This window comes from Neobacillus vireti (assembly GCF_001026695.1).
Lineage (GTDB): Bacteria > Bacillota > Bacilli > Bacillales > Cytobacillaceae > Neobacillus > Neobacillus vireti.
In genome coordinates, this window is sequence record NZ_LDNB01000010.1 from 360,032 (window position 1) to 381,065 (window position 21,034).

Consider the following 21,034-nt stretch of genomic DNA (forward strand, 5'->3'; position numbering starts at 1 on the left):
ACGTATTCAGATGTTTACATCTAGGTAATCCTTCTTTATAATGCAAGTATAGTTTTAACTATATCGATAGTGATAATCAAATTACAAAATGAAAAAGATTAGCGAAAAACACCTAAAGATTCACTTATCCTTTATGATTTAATGCTATTTTTCCTTGTATTCCGTTTGTTATTTTTAAAATATATATTAAATGGAGGGGAATATTCCCGTGGAACAAAGAGGGCAAAACACGAACATTGTTGTAAACATCGATGAAAAAATTAGTTATAGTAAGGCCTTTTTGCTTGGTATGCAGCATGTACTTGCGATGGATCTGTATATTGCTCCCATCATCATTGCTGGATTACTTTCGCTAGATTCGATGAATACTACGTTTTTCATTCAAATGTGTTTTCTAGCAGCAGGACTTGCGACACTTATTCAAACAATTGGCGGCCTGCGGTTGCCGGTAGTTCAGGGGCCCTCCTATGTCCCGATAGGTGCTTTGGCCGCAATTGGAGGCAAGCTTGGATTGGGAGCCGTTTTTGGGAGCCTTCTTCCTGGTGCATTAATTATTGCCGTCCTTGGATACCCGTTAAAATGGTTTTCTAAAGCTGTTCATAAAATTATCCCGCCGCTAGTCGGAGGAACGGTTATTGTCATTGTAGGGATCTCCTTAATGCCAAGTGCATTTACAAGCATTTATAGTGCACCCGGAAACGTAGGACACAATGTATTGATTGCGTTTGTTTCTGCTGCAGTGTTAATCATTTGTATTCTTCTTGGTCGAAAGAAAAAAGGGTATGGCACATTTTTCCGCTTAGTTTCTGTCATCCTTGCCATTATCGCTGGGACCATTACGGCATCACTTTTTGGAACCATTGATTTCTCCTCTGTAAAAGAGGCATCTTGGGTTTCCTTTCCTAGTCTTTTTCCATTCGGGAAACCTATATTTAATTTACAAGCAATAGTAACAATGATATTTATCTATTTGGTTATCTTAATTGAGACCACCGGGACATGGTTCGTAGTATCAACTGTAACTGGCAGTGAATTAGATGAAAAGAGATTGAACCGAGCATCTGTCGGTGAAGGAATTGGCTGTTTCGTAGGTTCGCTTTTCGGAGGAACCCCTATGACTGGGTATTCCTCCAACGCAGGAATCATTGCTATTACTGGAGTAGCAAGCAGAATGGCCATCATCAGTGCAGGAATTATACTAGTCGCATTGGGCTTAATCCCTAAATTATCAGCTGTTATTACATGCGTTCCCCAACCAGTGATCAATGGAATTTTCGGTGTCGTTTGTGTAGCAATTGTCATGAACGGATTAAAGGTCATCCAGCGTGTTGTCATTGATGACCGCAATATGATGGTAATTGGGGTACCTATCCTCTTAACAGTTGGTACTATGGTTCTTCCCAAAGAAATTCTAAACAGTGTCCCGGACTTTGCAAATTATATCTTATCTTCCGGAACAGCTGTTGGGGCGATCGCCACGGTAATTCTAAATCTAATTATCCCACAAGAACGAAGAAAAACAGCCTCAGCAAATCAAGAATCATTAACATAGTCAGTGGTATCCACACTAAAATAGATCTTAATTATCCTTTAAATCAAGGCGAACAGTGTCAGACACTGTTCGCCTTGATTAATTTTGTCCTTCATGAAAAGGGTGCCTGACACCCAGCGTAAGCTAAGCCCCCCCATAATAAACCCCATCAAATTGGGTAAAATAACATTTAACTATTGAATTTTTATCTAAAAACGAATAATATATATAGGTTCTTAAAAAATAGTTCGTATTTTGGAGGAAACATTGATGTTTAAGTTAAAAGAAAATCAAACAAATACAAAAACGGAATTAATTGCCGGAATCACAACCTTTTTCACCATGGTATATATTGTGGTTGTTAACCCGATTATTCTCTCTGATGCAGGCGTTCCGTTTGAACAAGTTTTCACAGCGACCATTATTGCCTCTGTTGTTGCTACACTTTGGATGGCACTTTTTGCTAATTACCCCATCGCTATCGCTCCGGGAATGGGACTTAACGCGTACTTTGCCTATTCCGTTGTCGGAGCCCATCAAGGAATCACCTACCAAACGGCCTTTGCAGCTGTTTTTGTTGCTGGGATTATCTTTGTCATTTTATCGTTAACTACGTTTCGAGAAAAATTAATGGAGGCTATCCCGGAAAACCTGAAACACGGGATTACGGCAGGGATTGGCTTATTTATTGCTTTTATCGGCCTGCGCCTTACAAAGATAATTACGGCTCATCCGACCAATTTAGTCACTTTGGGAGACCTTCACTCCCCGGAAGTAATTCTGGCGCTTGTTGGACTAGCCGTCACCCTTGTATTAATGGTGCTTGGCGTGAATGGTGCCTTATTTTTCGGAATGGTTATTACGGCCTTAATCGCCTACTTTACCAACCAACTTTCCTTCGACAAAGGATTTATGTCGGTTCCCTCCCTTCCCGAGGGACTAATTGTTGCCAATCCAATAACGGCGCTGACAGATGTCATTCAGCACAGCCTTTATACCGTTGTATTTTCCTTCATTCTTGTCACGATTTTTGACACAACCGGCACCATGATTGGTGTCGCGAATCAGGCGGGGTTAATGAAGAACGACAAATTACCGCGTGCCCGCAAAGCCTTGCTTTCCGATTCGATTGGTACTACCATTGGCGCAATGTTTGGAACGAGCCCGACAACTGCTTTTATTGAGTCGACTTCAGGCGTCGCAGCCGGAGGTCGAACTGGTTTAACCTCTTTAACGGTTGCGATTCTATTTTTATTATCGGCCTTCTTTGGGCCGCTTGTTGGTGCAGTATCGGGTCTTTCTGCGATTACCGCACCAGCTCTCATTATTGTCGGCAGCTTAATGATGGGCAGCATCTCAAAAATCCGCTGGGACAAACTTGAAGAAGCCTTCCCGGCATTCTTAATTATCCTAAGCATGCCGCTTACATCCAGCATTTCAACGGGTATCGCCCTCGGTTTCATTAGCTACCCGCTGCTAAAGGTAGTCAAAGGAAAATGGCGTGAAGTCCATCCACTGCTTTACTTGTTTGCGCTGTTGTTTTTTTATCAACTGGCATTCCTGCAGCATTAAAAAGACGGTGCCTGACCCCATTGAACGTGAATGGGGGCCAGGCACCTTTTATTGTATTAATAATGGTAACGCCACAATAGTGCATTTTACTTAAAATAAGGCTGTGTTAAAGAACATTGTTGATTTTGAGCACAATGTTGATTGGAGTGGAAGGCGCGAGACTCCTGCGGGAGCAGTGGGACAGGCGAGACCCCCGCAGGCGTGCAATTCGCCGAGGAGGCTCACCGCCCACCCCGCGGAAAGCGAAGCGCCTGGAACGGAAATCAACATTCACTTTTAACACAGCCTAAATTAATGGAAAAATGATATAATACAAGCATTAACGTTAACGGGGGTGCTTACAGTTGGAGAATCACTTAAGATTGTCTGGTACTACTTCTACTCATGCAAAGCCTATTATTAGAAAGGCGATACTTTGCATGGGGCGAAATATTTAATTATATCGCTGAACAAGCTTTTCTACTATTTTGGCTTTGCACCTTATTTTTCAAAAATCAAAATAAGGAGCGGGCAAAATTGAAATATATGAATGCAAACAAAGTTTTACCCGAGAAGCTAATCGTGGAAATCCAAAAGTATGTCCAGGGGGAAACCCTTTACATTCCTAAGCCGGAAACGGAGTATCGGAAATGGGGAACCTCAAGTGGCGGGAGACGGCTGCTTGATCGCCGTAATGCTGCAATTAGAAATTCTTTTATTAGTGGCAGCACTATCCAACATTTAGCTGAGGAATATTATCTCTCAACCGAAACCATTAAGAAAATTGTTTATTCACATAAAAAGTAGGCGCAACAGCACTGATGAAAATCCTTCATCAGTGCTGTTTTATGTAAAAAACGTTTCACAGTTATTTTCTCCATTTTATTAGCTTGCCGTACTCATTATAATAAGTGGTAAGAGATACGGCAAAATGATAGGAGTTACACGTAATGATTGAAAAATTTATTAAAAACGAACAGTTAAATTTTATAAAAAAACAGATTGCTTTCATTAAGGACAGCACCAAAAAAAATGTAGCCCCAACCGTTTTGGCAGCTGTGATTGACTTAGCCAATGCCAAAATCTTGGACCTCTTTCCAAATGCAGCATCGGCTCAACAAGAAATGCTGGATCTTTCCAGACTGAAAACAGATGCCGAGTATGAGGAATATATCCAGCGTCTTTCTGCCTTTTTGCTGCCATTTCCAAAAATCACCGAGCAGCATCTGAAAAAAATGTTTCCGAAGAATAAAAAATTAAAGCTGCCTGATTTATCAAAACTGGACCACAGCAAGCTGACCTATTTAAGCTGGAACGATCTGAGCTCCAATAAAAAATTAATTGTATATGAGCTAGATGGAAAAATGGTCGGCATTGAATGTAAATTTTCACCGACTAGTAAAAAAAATATTTGTTCCTTCTGTAATTGTTTTAGCGAGGTTTCCTATTTTTCCACAGTAACAAAAGAGAAAAAACATAAAAACTCCGACTATTACAGGGCCATCGGCAATCTTATTTGTACCGATAGCAGCGAATGCAATAAAAAAATAACCGATACCGAATATTTAACAACTTTTCTAAGAGACTCACTAGGAATCTAAGTTGGTAAAAGGACTAAAAAGTAAAGGAGGAGCCTGACCCCAGTGTTTTACAGCTTTAACGCAACGGGGGTCAGGCACCTCTTTTAATCGTCTAAATCTTTTTTTCCTTTGTAGAATGCTAATACCGCCCCTACATAGTGCCTTTCTCTATTTTCTTTGTTAATTTTTTTAAATACGCGCCCGCTATCACCATTTTCGCTCCATACCAAAACATTTCACCATCCACTAAGAAGATGTTTGTATTCGGTAGAAATGCTTGAAATTCTGCTAGATGTTTTTCTTGAAATGGAAATGGTTCGGAAGCAAGCAAAAGCACATCAAGATTTGCATCTGCAAGCTCCTCTTTTGTAACCATGGGATACCTTGATTCTTCCTTTCCGAAGGGGTTTCGGAAGCCAAGTGTATGTAATACATCATTTATGTATGTCGTTCCGCCAACTACCATATATGGTTTTCTCCAAATGACATAGGCTGCATTTAGATTCTGTTTACATGAACGGTCAGGGAAGGATGTTTTGCAGGTTGTGATGAGGCTCTTAGCTTGCTTTTCTCTATTTGTCAGTAATCCCAGCGTTTCTATCAGCCGGTAGGCCTCGTCGATTTTTTGAACTTCCAAAACAAAAACTGGAGCAATTTTTTCTAGTGCATGTACAATTTCTTTTGTGTTTTCTTCTTTTTCAGCTAGTATGAGATCAGGTTGTAAATCACGTATGGTTTCCTCATTCACTTCTTTTGTACCGCCTACGATTGGAACGTTTTCTACATCCTCTTTAGGAAAAATGCAATATTTTGTACGTCCAACTATTTCTTTTTCAAGACCTAGGGCAAAGAGCGTCTCAGTAATGGCAGGACAAATGGAAATAATGCGTTTGGGTACAGCGGAGAGATTTACATGCCTCCCCAGATGATCCGTTACTAAAAGTGACATCAAATTCCCCTCCAGTCATCTAGCTAACTATTAGATTAATCGTTATTCCCTACCTGAATTGGTAATATCAGCCTCAATCCTGCTCATGAATTCTTCCGCTGCACTGTATCCCTGCTGCTTCAAATACCAGTTATTTGCCGCTGCTTCAATTAACCCCGCCACATCACGTCCAGGCTGGAGTTGGATTTCCATTGATGGAATCTTAACGCCCATATAGTCTGTATAGTGAAGTTCCTGGTCCAAATCATTATACAAGCCATCTTTTTCCCATTTCGTTAAATTAATATCAAGAGCAATTCGTGATTCATCTTGAAATGCCTTACGACCGTACAAGCGAACCACATTTAACAACCCGATACTACGAAGAGCCAAAAACTCCTTGGTTTTTTCATCATGCGTACCCAAAATGGTTTGCGCGCTAAGCTTCTTTAGGACAACGATATCATCCGCAACCAGGCGGTGTCCGCGGCGGATTAACGTATGCGCCGTCTCGCTTTTCCCTACCCCTGAATGACCACGAAGTAAGATCCCAATGCCCGACACATTCATACAAACTCCATGCACAGCAATTTCCGGTGCTAATTCCTTCACTAAATACGCATCCAATTTGGTAATAAACTCTGAAGTTGACTCAGGCTTGTTTGTTACTAATAAGGGTATACCCTGCTCAACACAATGGTGGGTTAAATAAGTAAGTCCTTCTTCCCCAGCCGTTACAATAAAACATGGTGGATGATAGTGGACGATATTTCCAATTCGTATTTTGCGTTCCTCATGACTTAACTTATGTAAATAGGTGATTTCCTTTTTTCCTAATATTTGAACTCGTTCTGTTGGAAAAAAATCAAAATGGCCAACAAATTCCAGGCCCGGACGATGCACCCGTGATTGCGTTATTATTTTCTGCAGCTGACTTTCTCCAGCCACTACTTTCAATGAAAACTTCCGAACTATGTTTTCAACTGTTACCTTTTTCACCCTTTTCTCACCACCATAATAGCCTTTATTTGAATTATACTTAAGAACAATGAAAACGTCATCCATCTACTAACTGATTCTTGAAGGTCAGATCATATCATTCGAGTATATTTCAGAACGCAGCCAATTATGTAGAAGGCGATGAAGAATATAGCTTGTGGTTATGTATTGTCAGCAATGGCTCTTTTAAAAAGCTCTCTAAATTGTTCCCTATCTTCTGCAGTAAAAGGCTTTGGCCCCTTTGTCCGCTTTCCGCTTTTTCGAGCCATGGCACTTAAATAACGTGTTTGTAATAATTGATCAATGTTTTCATTTGTATAGGTAAAGCCTTTATGGTGGAGGACTCTACACCCTTTTGCTAATCCGAGCGAAGCAAGGCCATAATCTTGCGTTACAATGATATCTTCTCTGTCTGCTAATTTCATAATCCGATAATCCGCAGCATCCGCTCCAGAATCAACATAAATGGTTTCCACTCCTAATGGTTGTTCCACAGTAGAAAAATGGGAAAAGCTCGTAACAAGGATGACAGGAATTGCCGCATTCGTCCCTTCTGAGATAATAATATCTTTTACTGGACAAGCATCTGCATCAACATAAATTTTCATCTTTATCACTCCTATAAAAAAATCGAATTGCTAATGATATTATTGAAAAATTTTACATAAGTCAAAAAAAATGCCCTCATTTATAGCGTTCTCTTCCCGGCGACAAGGATAAAAAAATGTATCAGCATTAATTTAACTAACAAATAAAAGCACGATTTTCATAAAGGGTAAAAAAATCTACATCAATGTAGGCAACAGTTCATACTATATTTTGGAGGTGAAAAAATGCCACGAGTAAATTATCGAAGTTCTGACGTTGACTTAATGGCCAGGATGATGAGAGCTGAAGCTGAAGGTGAAGGAAAACAAGGAATGTTATATGTTGGAAATGTAATTGTGAATCGTGTAATAGCAGATTGTTTAGACTTTAAAGAAGTAAGAACGATTCCCAAAGTCATTTTTCAAGTACAAGGAGGAAATTATTCCTTTGAAGCTGTTCAGAAAGGGAATGTATTTTATCAAAGAGCGCGGACTTCTGAAAAAAGATTAGCAAAACAGAATTTGGAATATTGGAGAGAACACCCAGGGAAATATGCCCTTTGGTATTTTAATCCGTATGCTCCATGCCCTCCAACATGGTACGGTCAACCTCATTCTGGTCAATTTAAAAATCATTGTTATTATGAACCAAAAGCTGGAACATGTGATAGTGTTTATCGAGGTTAAGCTTACTCTTTGAGTAAGCTTTTTACATACTTGAAGGATATTTAGACAAAATAAAATATTTATCAGCTAGAAATTGATCGGGTTTTCATTTTTGGAACTAGCTATTCCTGTACTGTTTTTGATCGTTATATTAAATGGTATAATCATTTAAACTTACAAAAATGAGGGAGAATGAAAGTGGATAAAAAAGAAATTGAATATAAAATTCGCGAATTAAAATATGAATATGTTCGTCTACAGAATGACTTAGAAAAATTGGAGAATGTAAAAGGGAATTTATCTCCTCTTGAAAAACAGTTAGCAGCCATCGAGACTGAACTCCATTCACTTAACGAAGCTTTGAGAAAAAAGGAATTATAACCCTAAAAGAGCGGAGACAAGTTGTCGCGAGCCGGTACATTAGCCAATTTTATAAGAAGTGGGGATATTTTAAATGGCACCTTCGAAAAAGAATTTGAGAACTTGCACCAAAGGACACAACTATTATAAAAGCAGCGATTGTCCAACCTGTCCAACTTGTGAGCAAGAGCGCAAACCAAATCATGGATTTCTTTCATTACTCTCGGCACCAGCAAGACGAGCATTAGAAAACAATGGAATCACTTCCTTACAGAAGCTATCAAAATATAGTGAAAAAGAGATTTTACAATTTCATGGTATGGGCCCTGCTTCTTTACCAAAACTTAGATCTGCTTTGCAGGAAAATGGATTAGCATTTAGAAACTAAACTTTGTTTGAAGAAAAAGTAAATAAAAATTTATTGACCGCGAAGGGTGAGACAACCATGGATAAGGACAGGCGTAAGGAGCTAAAAGAGGCATACAAGCAAGTTAAGATCTACATGGGAGTGTACCAAATAACGAACAAAACCAACGAAAAAATATATATTGATAGCTGTCCAAACTTAAAAAACAAGTGGCTTACCTTACAGGGGCAGCTTGATATGGGCATGTTCGCCAATTTTCAGTTACAAAAAGATTGGAAGGAACTAGGGGCAGACGCATTTACCTATGAAGTCCTAGAAAAGAAGGATGCTAGCGAAGTGAACGACAGGCGTTGGGAACTAAAGCAAATGAAAAAGCCATGGCTGGAAAAATTGCAGCCTTACGGGAATAGAGGGTATAATAAGCGACCAACTGAATGACAGTTAGCCTGACCCCCAGTGATTAAAAGCTTTAGAGCACTGGGGGTCAGGCACTACTTTGCAGAGACAAGGTCCCATTGTCTCTTTAATTCTCATTTACAACTTCATCCCATTCAACAAATCCCTCAATGACCTTAACTCTTCAATGGTTAACGTAACTCCCTTCCCCATTTTCTCATGCTCAGGTGCCCAATCGCGCAAATCGTATTTTGCCTCTTTTCCATTCCAACTGATCAGATTCAGTTCTTTGTTCCAGCCTTTAGGGGACTGTGATAACGTCCCCACGGTTTCTTTTATTTCAAATTTGATTTCTGCCATTGCTATTTGCCTCCATTAGAATAGGTGGTGGAGATTTAAGATAATCAGCATAGGTGTAATGAGATTGTGGTTGATTTATGCTTATTCCTTTCGTCCTTTCTCGCCTTTATTTAAATAGCTTTTTTATCAGGCTAAAAATATCAAAAGTTGTTCGATTGTAAACTTTGTTATACGCATATTTCTTGGGATTTCTCAACCATCCATACCCCCTGGGCATTTTCAATCCTGCTCTGTGAACAATCTGTCTTTTTATGCTTGTTCTAGCTGAAATTCTTTTCTTCAAGCTTGGCTTTCTCATTCCGAATTTCATACGAGCATCTCCTTAAGATTCAATTGGTACTCTGATTTCGCTGGCCAAAAGTTTTGAGAGAAGGGTCTGACGCTCTCCCATTCAAATAAACTTCGAATCATTTTTCGTTTTTGTCCCAAATGATTGAATGGAAGCGTTCTTAAATCCGTACGTCTCATTGAGATCTTTAAAATTAGCCCTGCGTAATTCTACATCGCCTTTCGACGTTTTTGATAATTGAATGGTTTCCTTGTATAGTATAGATCCGTTCCTTTTGGTGTTGTCTGATTGTGCAAAACAGCTATATAACGCATGTCTTGGTTAATTCCAAATTGCGGGTCGCATTCAACAAGGAGATGAACATGATCAGGCATAATCTCCATTTCAATCACATCAGAACGAGTTTCTTCTGCAACTTCCAAAACAATAGATTTAAGTCTTTCATCTACTCCATTTATTAAGACACTTCTTCTATATTTGGGGCACCAAACCACATGATATTTACAAGAATATACTACGTTATTATTGCTTTTATATTGTATTAGACTCTTCATATATTATATTATATCAAAAATTTCAAACTAATTCCACAATTAATGGAACGTTTGTTCTAAAATATTTAAAAAAACAACCAACCCATACATGAATGCAGGGGCTTGCGGTTGTTTATTTTGGCCACACCTTGAGATTTAATGGGCATATTTGAATTTCTGCAAACATATATTTATAAAACATTTTCACTAGAAAGGGGAATCATTACCTATGGATCATTGCATTTCTTGTGGAAAGGAATTATCAATTATGGAGCGGAATCGAACTGAATGCTGGGAGTGTAGAGATACGACAGCAGAAGCATATACTGAAGAGGATTAATTAGTTCATTGTGTTGTTAAAATTTTCGAGAAAAAATAACGCTTAATTCATTTCATTTTGAACCCCCTAATGTAAATGAGGCTGTCTAAAAATTAGTAGATAGGCTTATCTTCATCACAAGCGGCAGGAGCACCGTGAGACTCCTGCTGGAAAGCCTGAAGGCTGTACTTCCTTAGGAACTACAGCCTGCGTGCTTGTTTCTGCTAGCTTAGATACTTTTAATAGATTTTTCATGGTTAAGCAGCCATTCCTTTCGCCACAATCCACCAGCATATCCGGTTAATTTTCCATTTGAACCAATAATCCGATGACATGGAATCACGATACTTAACTTGTTTTTGCCATTTGCACTTCCGACTGCTCTGATGGCCTTTTCATTTCCAATCGAAACAGCAATATCTTTGTAGGACCCCGTTTCCGCATAGGGGATTTTCGTTAACGCGTTCCACACTGTTTTTTGAAAATTGGTTCCTTCATAATTGTAAGGGAATGTAAATTCTTGACGCCCCCCTTTAAAATATTCATCAAGTTGTTCAAAACACTCCACTAATACATTAGGAGTCTCGTCATGCTTACTATTTTCAGCTTGCTCCCGCTCAGAAAACATGATTGAACAGATCGCCTCAGCTGTTCCCCATATCTCGATTACTCCAATTGGTGATCTATAATCTAATTTGTGTAGTTGCTCCATATAAAAACCTCCATATCAATAAACCTAATCGATGAGCCTTGATTGATTATTTTCATTATTTTTCAACTTTCGATATTCACTTGGTGAGCAATGTTTTAAACTGCGAAACACCTTGTAAAAATTAGAAGGACTTTGGAATCCAGCCTCATAGCAAATCTCAAGGTTCGATCGATCTGTGCTTGTTAGAATATGTGCCGCTTTATCCACTCGGATTTTTTCCAAATAGCTGCGCGGAGTTTCGGACGTTTCCTGCTTAAATAATCGTTCAAGATAATAGGAACTTACACCAACATGATTAGCAATATCCTGTAATTCCAGCTTTTGATTATATTGATTTACTAAGAAGGCAATGACATTTCTTACAAGTTCAATATGCGGGGATTGATCTGATTTTGGCTGACATCTTTTACATGCCCGAAAACCGGATTTTTCCAATTCATTAATGTCATGATAGAATTCCACATTTATTTTTTTCGGCTTCCTTGATCTACAAGAAGGACGGCAGAATATCTTGGTCGTTTTCACTGCTGTATAAAATAACCCATCATATTTACTATCACAAGCAATGATTTTCTCCCACATTTCTTCGAAAGAAAGATTGATACCAGCAGCCATTATCCTCTCCGTCCTTTCTTGTTTAGCCTTCATATAAATTTGAGGTATCTCTAGACTCTACTAATTGCTCAGCATTTTTTTCTAAAAAGGCCATATATTTGTCAGATAGCGCATTTCCGAAGCTAAATCGTTTCACTCCTAATTCTTTTAGCTTATTACAGTTCGTTAATCCAGGTAAAGATAAAATGTTAAGTGGTGCATTTACATTCAACGTAATGATCCTTATCTCATCATGGTCGGCCAATCCAGGGACAAATATTCCATTTGCCCCACTCTCCACATAAGCCTTGGCTCGATCAATGGTTTCCAATAATGGGTTTTCCCTCTGAAAATAAGTATCCGTTCTAGCGTTAATATAAAAATGTTTATAACCATTATTATCTAAAGCGCTTCTAGTTTTAGCTAAAAGGTTACTGTGCTCGGAGATTGATCTTAACCCTTTTTGCTTTTTGAATGAATCTTCAATATTGATTCCCGCAACTCCAACCGCAGCTGTTCTTAATACATTGTCAACAATGTCTTCTGTACTTTCACCATAGCCTGCCTCAATATCAGCAGAGACAGGTATGTTCACATTATCAGCAATGGTTTTGATGATGCCAAGATGTCTTTCAAAATCAATTAATTCACCATCGTCATATCCAAGCGAATTCGCTATACCCCGACTCGTCGTTCCAATCGCTTTAAATCCTGCTTTCTCTAATGTTAAAGCGGATAGCAAATCCCAAGCATTTCCCAAAAAAAAGGATATCCTTCACTGTATGCAGATCATTAAATTCCTGTATTTTACTCATTCTAACTCCTCCAAATCATTTATTTGAAGCCATTTTAACAAGTAACTACAGTCGATTTCGTCCTCATTCTTGCTCTTATGGTCCATGGAAACAAAAATTCTAATGTGATGCTGTTTAACCATACCATTTCCTATCTTCAAAAAGAATCTTTGTTATACTCCTTTCTAACAAATTTCCATTTTTTGCACTGTTCAAAATATAGGTTTCTGTTATAATGTGTTTGGAATAAAATTTAATAGCTAGAATTGTAGGGGGACCGGTGTTGCCGGTTGAGATAGCATCCTTAAGATGTTGACTCTTAGAACCTGATCTGGTTGAGACCAGCGGAGGGAACATATTCTTAAACAAATAAAATTGTTTGCTTATATGCGCCCTGGGTTCTCCCCTAGGGCGCTTTTATTATGTACATAGGAGGAATAGGAATGAAGAAGTGGATAATCGCAATATGTTCATTATTCATGATTGCTGGCTGTAGCAATTCGAATTCAGCATCAGAATCGAAAGAGAAAGACAAACATTCTCTGAAAAAGGTATCTGTCGTACTAGATTGGACACCAAACACGAATCATACCGGTTTATATGTGGCAAAAGAAAAAGGCTATTTTAAAGATGAAGGATTAGATGTGGACATCATTATGCCAGGTGATGCTGGAGCAGATCAGCTTGTGGCTTCAGGTAAATCAGAGTTTGGCGTCAGCTATCAAGAATCGATCACACAAGCCCGGATTCAGGGTGTTCCTCTTGTTTCTATAGCGGCCGTAATTCAACACAATACATCTGGTTTTGCCTCACCCGCTTCAAAAAACATTGTCTCACCAAAGGACTTTGTAGGTAAAACATACGGTGGCTGGGGCTCACCAGTTGAAAAATCGGTTATTTCTTCCTTAATGAAAAAAGAAAATGCCGATGTAAATAAAGTTTCGATTGTCAATATGGGAGATACTGATTTCTTTACAGCTGTGAAACGAGACATCGATTTCGCATGGATTTATTATGCCTGGACTGGTGTTGAGGCAGAGTTACGTGGAGAAAAGCTCAATATGGTATATCTAACAGACTACTCTGATAAACTCGATTATTACACACCAGTTCTCGCAACAAATGAAAACATGATAAAAGAAAACCCAGATACAGTACAAGCTTTTGTAAAAGCTGCTTCCAAAGGGTATGAATTTGCAATTAAACATCCATCCGATGCTGCCGACATTTTAATTAAAGATATGCCTGACTTGGATCCCAATCTTGTTAAGAAAAGTCAAGAATGGCTAGCATCTAAATATCAGGATGATGCACCAAGATGGGGCGAGCAAAAACAAAAAGTATGGGAAAATTATGCTTCATGGATGTTTGACAATGGACTTCTTGAGAAAAAGCTTGATGCTAAAAAAGCATTTACAAATAAATTTTTACCACAATAGGGGGTTATAAAATGACAAATTCACTGATCAGTATTCAAATCATACCAAAAACAAAAAATGGCGAAAGTGTTATTCCTTATGTAGATGAAGCAATCCGAGTGATTCAAGAGTCTGGGGTAAAATTCGAGGTACATCCTCTTGAAACCACAATGGAAGGCGATTTACAGCAATTACTGCAGGTGATCACGAAAATGAATGAGCGCATGATTGAGATGGGCAGCAGTAACGTTATTTCCCAAATAAAAGTATTGTACCAGCCATCAGGCATCTCCATGGATCAGCTTACGGAGAAATATAGATAATGGTGAAAATCATAGCGAAAGGGTGGAGACCGTTAACGGTTCTCCTCCTTTTATTCATTGTATGGGAAACGGTTGCGATTAAATCTGGAGTTCCGGATTGGCTTTTACCCACTCCGACAAAAATATTTTATGAGGGTTTCAATGGTTGGTTTAACTTTTACCCAAATTTATTATCAACAATCAAATTATCCTTACTAGGATTTGCATTAGGTTTATTAATCGGGTTACTAACAGCTATTCTATTGCACTTGCTCCCTTTCATTCGGGAATCGATTTACCCGTTGCTAATCATCTCACAAAACATTCCTATTATCGTCCTAGCTCCTCTTTTAGTGATTTGGTTTGGCTTTGGATTATTACCAAAAATGATCGTCATCACTCTCGTTTGCTTTTTTCCAATTACAGTTGCCGCATTAGATGGCTTTAAGCAAACCTCCAATGAGTTAAAGCATTACATGATTATGGCAGGAGCATCGAATAAGCAATTATTTTGGAAGCTAGAGCTTCCCTATGCCCTTCCTTCCCTATTTTCAGGTTTAAAAATATCCGCTACTTATAGTGTCATGGGTGCAGTTATTTCTGAATGGCTTGGTGCTAAGGAGGGTATCGGTGTTTATATGACGCTTGCCTCCTCTTCCTTCCGTACAGATAGAGTTTTTGTAGCCATATTTGCTATTGTGGCATTAAGTTTATTATTTTTTTCTATCATCGTTCTGATTGAACGCTGGCTCGTTCGGTGGCAGTTGAAGGGGGCGAAATGAAAGTGAGTCATCTTACTGTTTCAAATATTTCTAAGCAATTTGACAAGAATGAAGTGATCAAAAATCTCGCATTCACTGTAGAAAAGAATGAGTTTGTCTCAATTCTTGGTCCATCTGGCAGCGGGAAAAGTACCATTTTCAGTCTAATCGGAGGAATCCTCTCACCGGATCAAGGAACCATTCACTTAGATCATCAAGTCATTAACGGAAAACGGGGGTTTATTAGCTATATGCCACAAACCCCTTCTCTCCTTCCTTGGAGAACGATTGTCGAAAATGTATTGCTTGGGCAAGAGCTTCAAGGAAAAAAAGAAAAAGAAGCAGCATTAGACATGATCGATATCGCTGGATTAACGGGTTATGAAAATGCGTATCCTCATGAATTATCAGGTGGTATGAAACAAAGAGTTTCCTTTATTCGAGCATTATTAAGTCCCCAATCCATCATTTGCTTGGACGAACCTTTTTCGGCACTAGATGAATTAACACGACTTGATATGCAAAAATGGCTTTTATCTATTTGGGAAGAACATCGAAGAACCATCCTATTCGTGACACATAATATTGAAGAAGCATTATTTCTATCTGACCGAATTATTGTTTTATCGAATAAACCTTCTCAGGTGGCAGCCGAATTTCATGTTCCTTTTTCACGTCCCAGAGAGGAAAGTCTATTTCTAGAAGACGAGTTCTTAGAATGGAAAAGGAAAATTTACTATTCTCTTAGAAAAGCGCAAGCGCCCTGTTCAGCGGCGTATGGCCTGGAGCATTCCAACCGAGATAAAGGAAACACGGTGAGCATCGCTGCCCGATGTTGACTTATCGTAGGGCGGAGTGCGAAGGACACTAGCCGCTAGGGCGCTGGAGCTGGACAATTCTCAAAGTAAAAATTATATACTTTCTTATTTTCTCAAATACAGGAGAGTGATTACGTTGCTAAAAATGATTGATGCGCATATTCATTTGGATCATTATAACGATCAAGAAATAAAGGATATCATTGAAAGGGACTCATCTTTAGAAGCACTAATATCCGTTTCTTTTGATTTAGAATCAAGTAAAAAAAATAAGGATCTTGCCAACATATACTCAAAGGTTAAACCAGCTTTTGGCTATCATCCTGAACAAACTCCCCCTACAGAGAAACAAATGGCTGAACTTTTCAGTTGGATCAAGAGTCATCAAAATGATATGGTCGCAATTGGTGAAGTAGGGCTCCCTTATTATTTAGGAAAAGAACAAAAACTAACGACTCTTCAACGTAGCCAATACATTGAACTATTAGAAGCATTTATTAAACTAAGTAAGGAATTAGAAAAACCTATCGTCCTTCATGCTGTTTATGAAGATGCACCGATCGTTTGTGATCTTTTGGAGAGATACTCCCTTCCAAAAGCCCATTTCCATTGGTTCAAAGGTGATTCCAAAACGATAAAGCGAATGGCAGATAACGGGTACTACATTTCTGTCACGCCCGATGTTTTGTATGAGGAGGAAATTCAACATCTTGTTCAATCCTATCCACTTCAGCAAATAATGGTCGAATCAGATGGCCCTTGGCCTTTTGAAGGACCTTTCACTGGAAAGATGACCCATCCTTTCATGATGAAAGAATCTATTAAAACCATATCCCAAATTAAGAAGCTTTCAATAGATGAGGTATTTCATCACATTTTTAAGAGTGCTAAATCTTTCTTTTCTATTTAAAGGAAGCAGGATTACTGCTTTCTCTTTTTTATTATAGGGTGAATAATCTCCATGACCCTGTTATCACAATAATAAGCGAACAGTGATAGTCACTGTTCGCCATAAGAACTGCCGCATCAAAGAAGATAGAATATTAAAAAGGTCTTGAAATATTTGTATTGCGTGTATACTCTATTAAAAAGCAAGGAGGAATGTCACGTGATTAGAAAGCTTACAGACCAAGACCATCATCAGGTTCTCTCTTTTTTAAGTGAGGAACCATCTATTAATCTATTTATCATAGGGGATTTAGAAGTGTTCGGATATGATTCCGAATTCCAGGAAATTTGGGCAGAGTTTGCTGAACAGAACACAATTAAAGCTGTTCTTCTAAGATTTCATCATTCATTTATTCCCTATGCTAAGGGTGAATTCGATACAGAGGGATTCGTTTCCATTATGAAACAGTACAACCAACCCCTTCCATTATCTGGAAAGAGTGACATCATTGAGAAATTCGAAGCCTTTCCTGAACTAGCACTTGGTAAGAAACAAGTTACTTTCTTTGCAGAATGCCTTTCGGATGAATGTCTTAGTGCCGATGACGTCGAGTTTAAAAAGGCGACTATCGATGATGTAGATCAAATAATTGAATTGCGCAGTTCAATTGAAGAATTTAATGTTAGAAGTGATGCACGCGATATCCTTTTTCAAGCAATGGAATCCAATACAACAAGAACCTATTATACCGTTGAAAATGATGTCATGACTGCATGTGTGTCAACAACAGCAGAAAATTCGATGTCGGCCATGATTGTTGGCGTCTGTACTCGCAAGGAATATCGCCGTAAGGGACTCGCAACCGCAATCATGCAAAAGTTATTTAAGGACGTACTCGACGAAGGGAAAACACTTTGTCTTTTTTACGATAACCCTGCAGCAGGCCGGATTTATAAACGACTTGGCTTTAAGGATATTGGGCTGTGGACAATGTATCGCTGATGATTATTGGGACAGGGAGCCTAATTAAAAATATAAGCAAAAAGGTGCCTGACACCCAATGGGTGTCAGGCATCTTTAATTTCATTTCCTCACATTTTTTTAGCTAGTCTTTCTTTTATTTCTGGAATACTGTGCCCCTGTTTTTTCAAGTCTTGTATTTCTTTGATTTTGACTAATGTTTCTTCTCTGGGGAACCGTCGGGTTAGGTTTTCTTGTTCCTGCTTAAAAGGAAGCATCCCTTCTTCTGTATAAAATTTTAGAGTACTGTAACGACATCCGCTAAGACGTACTAGCTCCCCAATAGAGACAAATTCGGAAGCTAATATTTTTTCCATCGAACGTTGACGGGACATTTTCTCCCCCCTGTTATAAGGATAGTGGGTATTTTCTTAACCGGACACCATGAACAGGTATTCGATATAGCTTGGCAGATGGTACAGCTTCATATAGGACATTATCAATCTTGATTAGCGGTACTTCACCCTCACGTATCACCGTAAAGATATGACCTTTACTTTCCAGCCTCGCTTTTATATCACGTAAACGCTCCTCTTTATTGGCAAAGACCTTTTCCGTATCAATAAATACTGATTGGGATCGTTCAATAACAGGAAACACAAAATTGATTCCCGACCCTGAAGCTGTGGACATTACATCCTTTTTTGATTTTAAAAAATTCTTTATTCCCATTTCTATGGTTTTATGAATCGTAATCGGGAAGACCTGTTTAGCCAGCGAGCTGCTCCCTTGTAATTCAAAGATGCGCTCCGCAACCCGTTTCAATTCCTCTCTTGAGAAGAAATCATGAATACAACCGCTTTCCCTTAACAACCAAAGCATTAGGATGGCTTCGTCTGTCATTGGCCCAGTTTCTAATGTCTCAGCACGAAGGCTTTCCGTCAATCTTGAAAACAGCTCGGAGTTACTGCGGTATTCCTTCATTGAGATGCCAGCTGTGACATATTCCAAATCACAACCAAGTAGCGCTGGGATTTCTTCCAAAGCGTTAGCTTCAGTTAGAGCAACGGCAAAAGCGTGCTCCACTTCTTTCAACATTTTTTTCGATAGCTTGGTTACCTTCTTAAGATATTGAGGAAGCTGTTCACTTAATGTTTCCTTTTTACTAAAAAGTGTTTTTAAAACAGCTTTATGATACCTCGAAATCTCTGGAGAGTTCAAATCCTCCTGATTTAAAATAAGGAAATCACCCTCCGTTTTAAAGCCGTTATCCAAATATAATTCTAAAATCGTTGCTGCAGCCATACAACGCAAAAATACCTTCTTTGCTGTCGTTAAATGAAGACTATCCTGGGCGTTGAGTGCTATTACGGAAAAGTTTTGCGCAAAACTGAGTTCCTTCATAAACGTCCCCCCTGGTTCAAAAAATAAGTGTAATTACTTACTACTTACTACATACTACTTACGATTTAATGATATCAAATATGGAAAAGAATGTAAAGTAAGAAAGTGTCTTTGTTCCCTTAACAGATTAGTCCTTTATCGCCTTGAATAACTGTCCCTGACACCCCTTTTATTAAAGTAGTAACGCTTCGGGTGTCAGGCACCACCACAAAGCCACAAAAAATAGGAAGATATAAAATCCCCCTATTTCTATCAAAACGTATCAAAGGTTCAAATCGAATACTCTACTAATTTGTTCCGCAAAGCAGTTAATTTTTCCACTAGGCCTTCATAGTCCTTCAGCTGAATGCCTAGCTTCTGCTTTCTCTCGCCAATCATCCGAACGACTTCTTTTGGACTCGGGCCGCCTTGGATGCTCCTTATCTCAACGAAATATTCCGGTGAAATGATTTTTTTCCATTCCTGCTCTATCAGTGCCACGTCGACGAATCCGCTGATCATTTCGTTAATTTCATCAATCTTCCACTCATATAATTCTTTCCGGGCACTGATTGTTTTTTTCGAAATAAAGCTTGCAACCGAATGGGCTTTTCTAAATGAAATGCCGTAGTCCCGCGCTAACGTATCTGCTAGTTCAGTAATTGTCACACTTGATTTACTCGCCATCTTCTTCATATGCTCATCGTTTACTTTAAGGGTTGTAATCACGGCGTACATTAATTTCATGACCCGATTTGCATTCGTAAAGGCCCGATATAAATGAGGCTGCAAATCATCCTCGGTATCAACAATATCGCCAAACGGGGTATTATGAATCATATTCATCGCCGCTAGCGCATCACCATAGGCACTACTTGCAATCGAGCGGGAATGTTCAATCGATACCGGATTTCGCTTCTGCGGCATGATACTGCTGACCTGCACATAGGGGTCGGCCACATAGAAGGAACCAAATTCTCTTGTCACATGCTGCAAGAAATCCTGAATCCATCTCCCTGTATTCACCATGCAGGTCATCAAGACGGATGAGGTTTCCAGTAAATAATCGGCCCCAGCAATAGAGTCATAGGAGTTTTCTATTACTTTATCAAAGCCTAAAAGCTCACAAGTCCGCGTGCGGCAAATCGGAAAACCAGTTGTAGTCAACGCAGCGGCACCTAATGATGATTGGTTAACGGTCTCATAGGCTGACCACAAACGTTTTATATCCCGCTGTAACACATCATAAATCGCCAATAAATAATGTCCTAGAGTGGTAGGCTGTGCTGGCTGTGTATGGGTATAACCGGTAATATAAGTTTCGGTATGTTGTTCAGCCTGCTCAAGTAAGGCATCGCTCAACCGATAAGCACTTTGCAGCAACTCCAAAAAATGCCCCCTTAATACTAATCGGTACATGGCTACACCCATATCGTTCCGGCTGCGTCCTATATGAATTTTTCCTGCTAATTCCGACCCGATTTCTTCGCCGATTTTGGCCTCCATCATGAAAAATAAATCCTCAAACTGGGGCAGATATGAAATCTGGCTAATATCCGTCTTGGCTACTTTATTAATACCCTTTAACATCTCTCTAGCTTCATCGGTTTTAATGATGTTCTGTTCTTCAAGCATGATCACATGGGCACGATGAATATCAAACATAACCTCGAACAAGAAATCGCGCTGATCGTTAAATACCGGCTTCAGCAGCTCTTCCACATACATTTTTCCCGGAAAAGTCGTTCCTTCAGATTTGATAAATTCCTCTAGCTTACTCATATTTTCATCTCCGTTGATTCAACTAACAAGCAGCCGGACAGACCCGCCAATGATTGAAGTTTCATTTTAAGACAATGATTGTTCAGCTTTTACACCGAAAACCTTATTTGAAATAAATCCCGAAACCCCACCGATTTAAAAAGGGACATTTTACA

General features: G+C 39.1%; 24 protein-coding genes, 2 pseudogenes and 1 riboswitch. Of the genes and pseudogenes, 14 read left to right on the top strand and 12 right to left on the bottom strand.

Annotation, left to right across the window (positions count from 1 at the left end):
* Positions 1 to 208: 208 nt before the first annotated feature.
* The 4 genes from AA980_RS12395 to AA980_RS12410 all read left to right on the top strand — a co-directional run bounded on the left by AA980_RS12395 (position 209) and on the right by AA980_RS12410 (position 4,683).
* Positions 209 to 1,552, top strand: a complete 1,344-nt coding sequence (locus AA980_RS12395; protein ID WP_024027328.1) for a nucleobase:cation symporter-2 family protein — start codon at positions 209 to 211, stop codon at positions 1,550 to 1,552.
* A gap of 249 nt (positions 1,553 to 1,801) precedes the next feature.
* Entirely contained in the window at positions 1,802 to 3,103 is a 1,302-nt protein-coding gene (locus AA980_RS12400; RefSeq protein ID WP_024027327.1) for an NCS2 family permease, read from the top strand.
* Between the two features lie 516 nt (positions 3,104 to 3,619).
* Entirely contained in the window at positions 3,620 to 3,889 is a 270-nt protein-coding gene (locus tag AA980_RS12405; protein ID WP_024027326.1) for a CD3324 family protein, read from the top strand.
* A 143-nt stretch (positions 3,890 to 4,032) separates the two neighbouring features.
* Entirely contained in the window at positions 4,033 to 4,683 is a 651-nt protein-coding gene (locus tag AA980_RS12410) for a FusB/FusC family EF-G-binding protein (RefSeq protein ID WP_024027325.1), read from the top strand.
* Positions 4,684 to 4,813: 130 nt separating this feature from the next.
* Here AA980_RS12410 and AA980_RS12415 read toward each other — a convergent pair whose 3' ends face one another.
* From AA980_RS12415 to AA980_RS12425, 3 genes are all read right to left on the bottom strand, one after another.
* Entirely contained in the window at positions 4,814 to 5,611 is a 798-nt protein-coding gene (locus AA980_RS12415; RefSeq protein WP_024027324.1) for an ABC transporter substrate-binding protein, read from the bottom strand.
* A 42-nt stretch (positions 5,612 to 5,653) separates the two neighbouring features.
* Positions 5,654 to 6,589 carry an HPr(Ser) kinase/phosphatase gene (gene hprK / locus AA980_RS12420; RefSeq protein ID WP_034723460.1) on the bottom strand — a complete coding sequence of 312 codons (936 nt, stop codon included), beginning with the start codon at positions 6,587 to 6,589 and terminating at the stop codon, positions 5,654 to 5,656.
* Between the two features lie 161 nt (positions 6,590 to 6,750).
* On the bottom strand, positions 6,751 to 7,197 hold the full coding sequence (locus tag AA980_RS12425; RefSeq protein ID WP_024027322.1) for a YaiI/YqxD family protein: 447 nt from the start codon (positions 7,195 to 7,197) through the stop codon (positions 6,751 to 6,753).
* Positions 7,198 to 7,422: 225 nt separating this feature from the next.
* Here AA980_RS12425 and AA980_RS12430 point away from each other — a divergent pair, with 225 nt between their 5' ends.
* The 4 genes from AA980_RS12430 (at position 7,423) to AA980_RS12445 (ending at position 9,007) form a co-directional block, all read left to right on the top strand.
* Complete coding sequence (locus AA980_RS12430; protein WP_024027321.1) at positions 7,423 to 7,863, top strand: cell wall hydrolase; 441 nt, start codon at positions 7,423 to 7,425, stop codon at positions 7,861 to 7,863.
* Between the two features lie 177 nt (positions 7,864 to 8,040).
* A complete protein-coding gene (locus AA980_RS12435) occupies positions 8,041 to 8,223 on the top strand; it encodes an SE1832 family protein (protein WP_024027320.1) in 183 nt (60 codons plus the stop codon).
* Positions 8,224 to 8,296: 73 nt separating this feature from the next.
* Positions 8,297 to 8,590 carry an RNA polymerase alpha subunit C-terminal domain-containing protein gene (locus AA980_RS12440; RefSeq protein WP_024027319.1) on the top strand — a complete coding sequence of 98 codons (294 nt, stop codon included), beginning with the start codon at positions 8,297 to 8,299 and terminating at the stop codon, positions 8,588 to 8,590.
* 57 nt (positions 8,591 to 8,647) lie between these two features.
* Positions 8,648 to 9,007, top strand: a complete 360-nt coding sequence (locus AA980_RS12445) for a GIY-YIG nuclease family protein (protein ID WP_024027318.1) — start codon at positions 8,648 to 8,650, stop codon at positions 9,005 to 9,007.
* Between the two features lie 96 nt (positions 9,008 to 9,103).
* On the opposite strand, the gene AA980_RS12450 is transcribed toward AA980_RS12445, so the two are convergent.
* The 6 genes and pseudogenes from AA980_RS12450 to AA980_RS12475 form a co-directional block, all read right to left on the bottom strand.
* Positions 9,104 to 9,325 (bottom strand): YdbC family protein, encoded by a 222-nt coding sequence (locus tag AA980_RS12450; protein WP_024027317.1) that lies wholly within the window; start codon positions 9,323 to 9,325, stop codon positions 9,104 to 9,106.
* A gap of 106 nt (positions 9,326 to 9,431) precedes the next feature.
* Positions 9,432 to 9,635 (bottom strand): hypothetical protein, encoded by a 204-nt coding sequence (locus AA980_RS12455; RefSeq protein ID WP_024027316.1) that lies wholly within the window; start codon positions 9,633 to 9,635, stop codon positions 9,432 to 9,434.
* 281 nt (positions 9,636 to 9,916) lie between these two features.
* A pseudogene (gene tnpA, locus AA980_RS12460) lies at positions 9,917 to 10,168 on the bottom strand (IS200/IS605 family transposase); the annotation flags it as partial.
* A gap of 527 nt (positions 10,169 to 10,695) precedes the next feature.
* Entirely contained in the window at positions 10,696 to 11,178 is a 483-nt protein-coding gene (locus AA980_RS12465; RefSeq protein ID WP_024027314.1) for a methylated-DNA--[protein]-cysteine S-methyltransferase, read from the bottom strand.
* A gap of 24 nt (positions 11,179 to 11,202) precedes the next feature.
* Positions 11,203 to 11,793, bottom strand: coding sequence for a bifunctional transcriptional activator/DNA repair enzyme AdaA (locus tag AA980_RS12470; RefSeq protein ID WP_024027313.1), 591 nt, complete (start codon positions 11,791 to 11,793; stop codon positions 11,203 to 11,205).
* A 22-nt stretch (positions 11,794 to 11,815) separates the two neighbouring features.
* Positions 11,816 to 12,587: pseudogene (locus AA980_RS12475) on the bottom strand (isocitrate lyase/PEP mutase family protein).
* 239 nt (positions 12,588 to 12,826) lie between these two features.
* Positions 12,827 to 12,936, top strand: a riboswitch (TPP riboswitch).
* Between the two features lie 73 nt (positions 12,937 to 13,009).
* Between AA980_RS12475 and AA980_RS12485 the strand changes: the two are divergent.
* The 6 genes from AA980_RS12485 to AA980_RS12510 all read left to right on the top strand — a co-directional run bounded on the left by AA980_RS12485 (position 13,010) and on the right by AA980_RS12510 (position 17,756).
* A complete protein-coding gene (locus AA980_RS12485) occupies positions 13,010 to 14,005 on the top strand; it encodes an ABC transporter substrate-binding protein (RefSeq protein WP_024027311.1) in 996 nt (331 codons plus the stop codon).
* 11 nt (positions 14,006 to 14,016) lie between these two features.
* Positions 14,017 to 14,307, top strand: a complete 291-nt coding sequence (locus tag AA980_RS12490) for a thiamine-binding protein (RefSeq protein ID WP_024027310.1) — start codon at positions 14,017 to 14,019, stop codon at positions 14,305 to 14,307.
* Entirely contained in the window at positions 14,307 to 15,068 is a 762-nt protein-coding gene (locus AA980_RS12495) for an ABC transporter permease (RefSeq protein ID WP_047771617.1), read from the top strand. The genes AA980_RS12490 and AA980_RS12495 overlap by 1 nt, the downstream gene beginning before the upstream one ends.
* A 2-nt stretch (positions 15,069 to 15,070) precedes the next feature.
* Positions 15,071 to 15,886, top strand: coding sequence for an ABC transporter ATP-binding protein (locus tag AA980_RS12500; RefSeq protein ID WP_152681146.1), 816 nt, complete (start codon positions 15,071 to 15,073; stop codon positions 15,884 to 15,886).
* Between the two features lie 124 nt (positions 15,887 to 16,010).
* Positions 16,011 to 16,775, top strand: a complete 765-nt coding sequence (locus AA980_RS12505; RefSeq protein ID WP_328586719.1) for a TatD family hydrolase — start codon at positions 16,011 to 16,013, stop codon at positions 16,773 to 16,775.
* Between the two features lie 198 nt (positions 16,776 to 16,973).
* A complete protein-coding gene (locus AA980_RS12510) occupies positions 16,974 to 17,756 on the top strand; it encodes a GNAT family N-acetyltransferase (RefSeq protein WP_024030614.1) in 783 nt (260 codons plus the stop codon).
* Positions 17,757 to 17,845: 89 nt separating this feature from the next.
* Here the strand turns inward: AA980_RS12510 and AA980_RS12515 are convergent, their stop codons facing one another.
* The 3 genes from AA980_RS12515 to argH all read right to left on the bottom strand — a co-directional run bounded on the left by AA980_RS12515 (position 17,846) and on the right by argH (position 20,879).
* The gene (locus AA980_RS12515; RefSeq protein WP_024030613.1) at positions 17,846 to 18,109 is read right to left on the bottom strand and encodes a helix-turn-helix domain-containing protein; all 264 of its coding nucleotides are present in this window, start codon (positions 18,107 to 18,109) and stop codon (positions 17,846 to 17,848) included.
* 13 nt (positions 18,110 to 18,122) lie between these two features.
* The gene (locus tag AA980_RS12520) at positions 18,123 to 19,118 is read right to left on the bottom strand and encodes a hypothetical protein (RefSeq protein ID WP_024030612.1); all 996 of its coding nucleotides are present in this window, start codon (positions 19,116 to 19,118) and stop codon (positions 18,123 to 18,125) included.
* Positions 19,119 to 19,388: 270 nt separating this feature from the next.
* The gene (gene argH, locus AA980_RS12525; protein WP_024030611.1) at positions 19,389 to 20,879 is read right to left on the bottom strand and encodes an argininosuccinate lyase; all 1,491 of its coding nucleotides are present in this window, start codon (positions 20,877 to 20,879) and stop codon (positions 19,389 to 19,391) included.
* Positions 20,880 to 21,034: the final 155 nt, after the last annotated feature.

Bases quoted from the DNA above. Each gene is read 5' to 3' on its own strand.
- AA980_RS12400 (WP_024027327.1), top strand. From the start codon at position 1,802: ATGTTTAAGTTAAAAGAAAATCAAACAAATACAAAAACGGAATTAATT.
- AA980_RS12410 (WP_024027325.1), top strand. From the start codon at position 4,033: ATGATTGAAAAATTTATTAAAAACGAACAGTTAAATTTTATAAAAAAA.
- AA980_RS12415 (WP_024027324.1), bottom strand. From the start codon at position 5,611: ATGTCACTTTTAGTAACGGATCATCTGGGGAGGCATGTAAATCTCTCC.
- AA980_RS12425 (WP_024027322.1), bottom strand. From the start codon at position 7,197: ATGAAAATTTATGTTGATGCAGATGCTTGTCCAGTAAAAGATATTATT.
- AA980_RS12430 (WP_024027321.1), top strand. From the start codon at position 7,423: ATGCCACGAGTAAATTATCGAAGTTCTGACGTTGACTTAATGGCCAGG.
- AA980_RS12440 (WP_024027319.1), top strand. From the start codon at position 8,297: ATGGCACCTTCGAAAAAGAATTTGAGAACTTGCACCAAAGGACACAAC.
- AA980_RS12445 (WP_024027318.1), top strand. From the start codon at position 8,648: ATGGATAAGGACAGGCGTAAGGAGCTAAAAGAGGCATACAAGCAAGTT.
- AA980_RS12450 (WP_024027317.1), bottom strand. From the start codon at position 9,325: ATGGCAGAAATCAAATTTGAAATAAAAGAAACCGTGGGGACGTTATCA.
- AA980_RS12455 (WP_024027316.1), bottom strand. From the start codon at position 9,635: ATGAAATTCGGAATGAGAAAGCCAAGCTTGAAGAAAAGAATTTCAGCT.
- AA980_RS12465 (WP_024027314.1), bottom strand. From the start codon at position 11,178: ATGGAGCAACTACACAAATTAGATTATAGATCACCAATTGGAGTAATC.
- AA980_RS12470 (WP_024027313.1), bottom strand. From the start codon at position 11,793: ATGGCTGCTGGTATCAATCTTTCTTTCGAAGAAATGTGGGAGAAAATC.
- AA980_RS12485 (WP_024027311.1), top strand. From the start codon at position 13,010: ATGAAGAAGTGGATAATCGCAATATGTTCATTATTCATGATTGCTGGC.
- AA980_RS12490 (WP_024027310.1), top strand. From the start codon at position 14,017: ATGACAAATTCACTGATCAGTATTCAAATCATACCAAAAACAAAAAAT.
- AA980_RS12495 (WP_047771617.1), top strand. From the start codon at position 14,307: ATGGTGAAAATCATAGCGAAAGGGTGGAGACCGTTAACGGTTCTCCTC.
- AA980_RS12505 (WP_328586719.1), top strand. From the start codon at position 16,011: ATGATTGATGCGCATATTCATTTGGATCATTATAACGATCAAGAAATA.
- AA980_RS12515 (WP_024030613.1), bottom strand. From the start codon at position 18,109: ATGTCCCGTCAACGTTCGATGGAAAAAATATTAGCTTCCGAATTTGTC.
- AA980_RS12520 (WP_024030612.1), bottom strand. From the start codon at position 19,118: ATGAAGGAACTCAGTTTTGCGCAAAACTTTTCCGTAATAGCACTCAAC.
- argH (WP_024030611.1), bottom strand. From the start codon at position 20,879: ATGAGTAAGCTAGAGGAATTTATCAAATCTGAAGGAACGACTTTTCCG.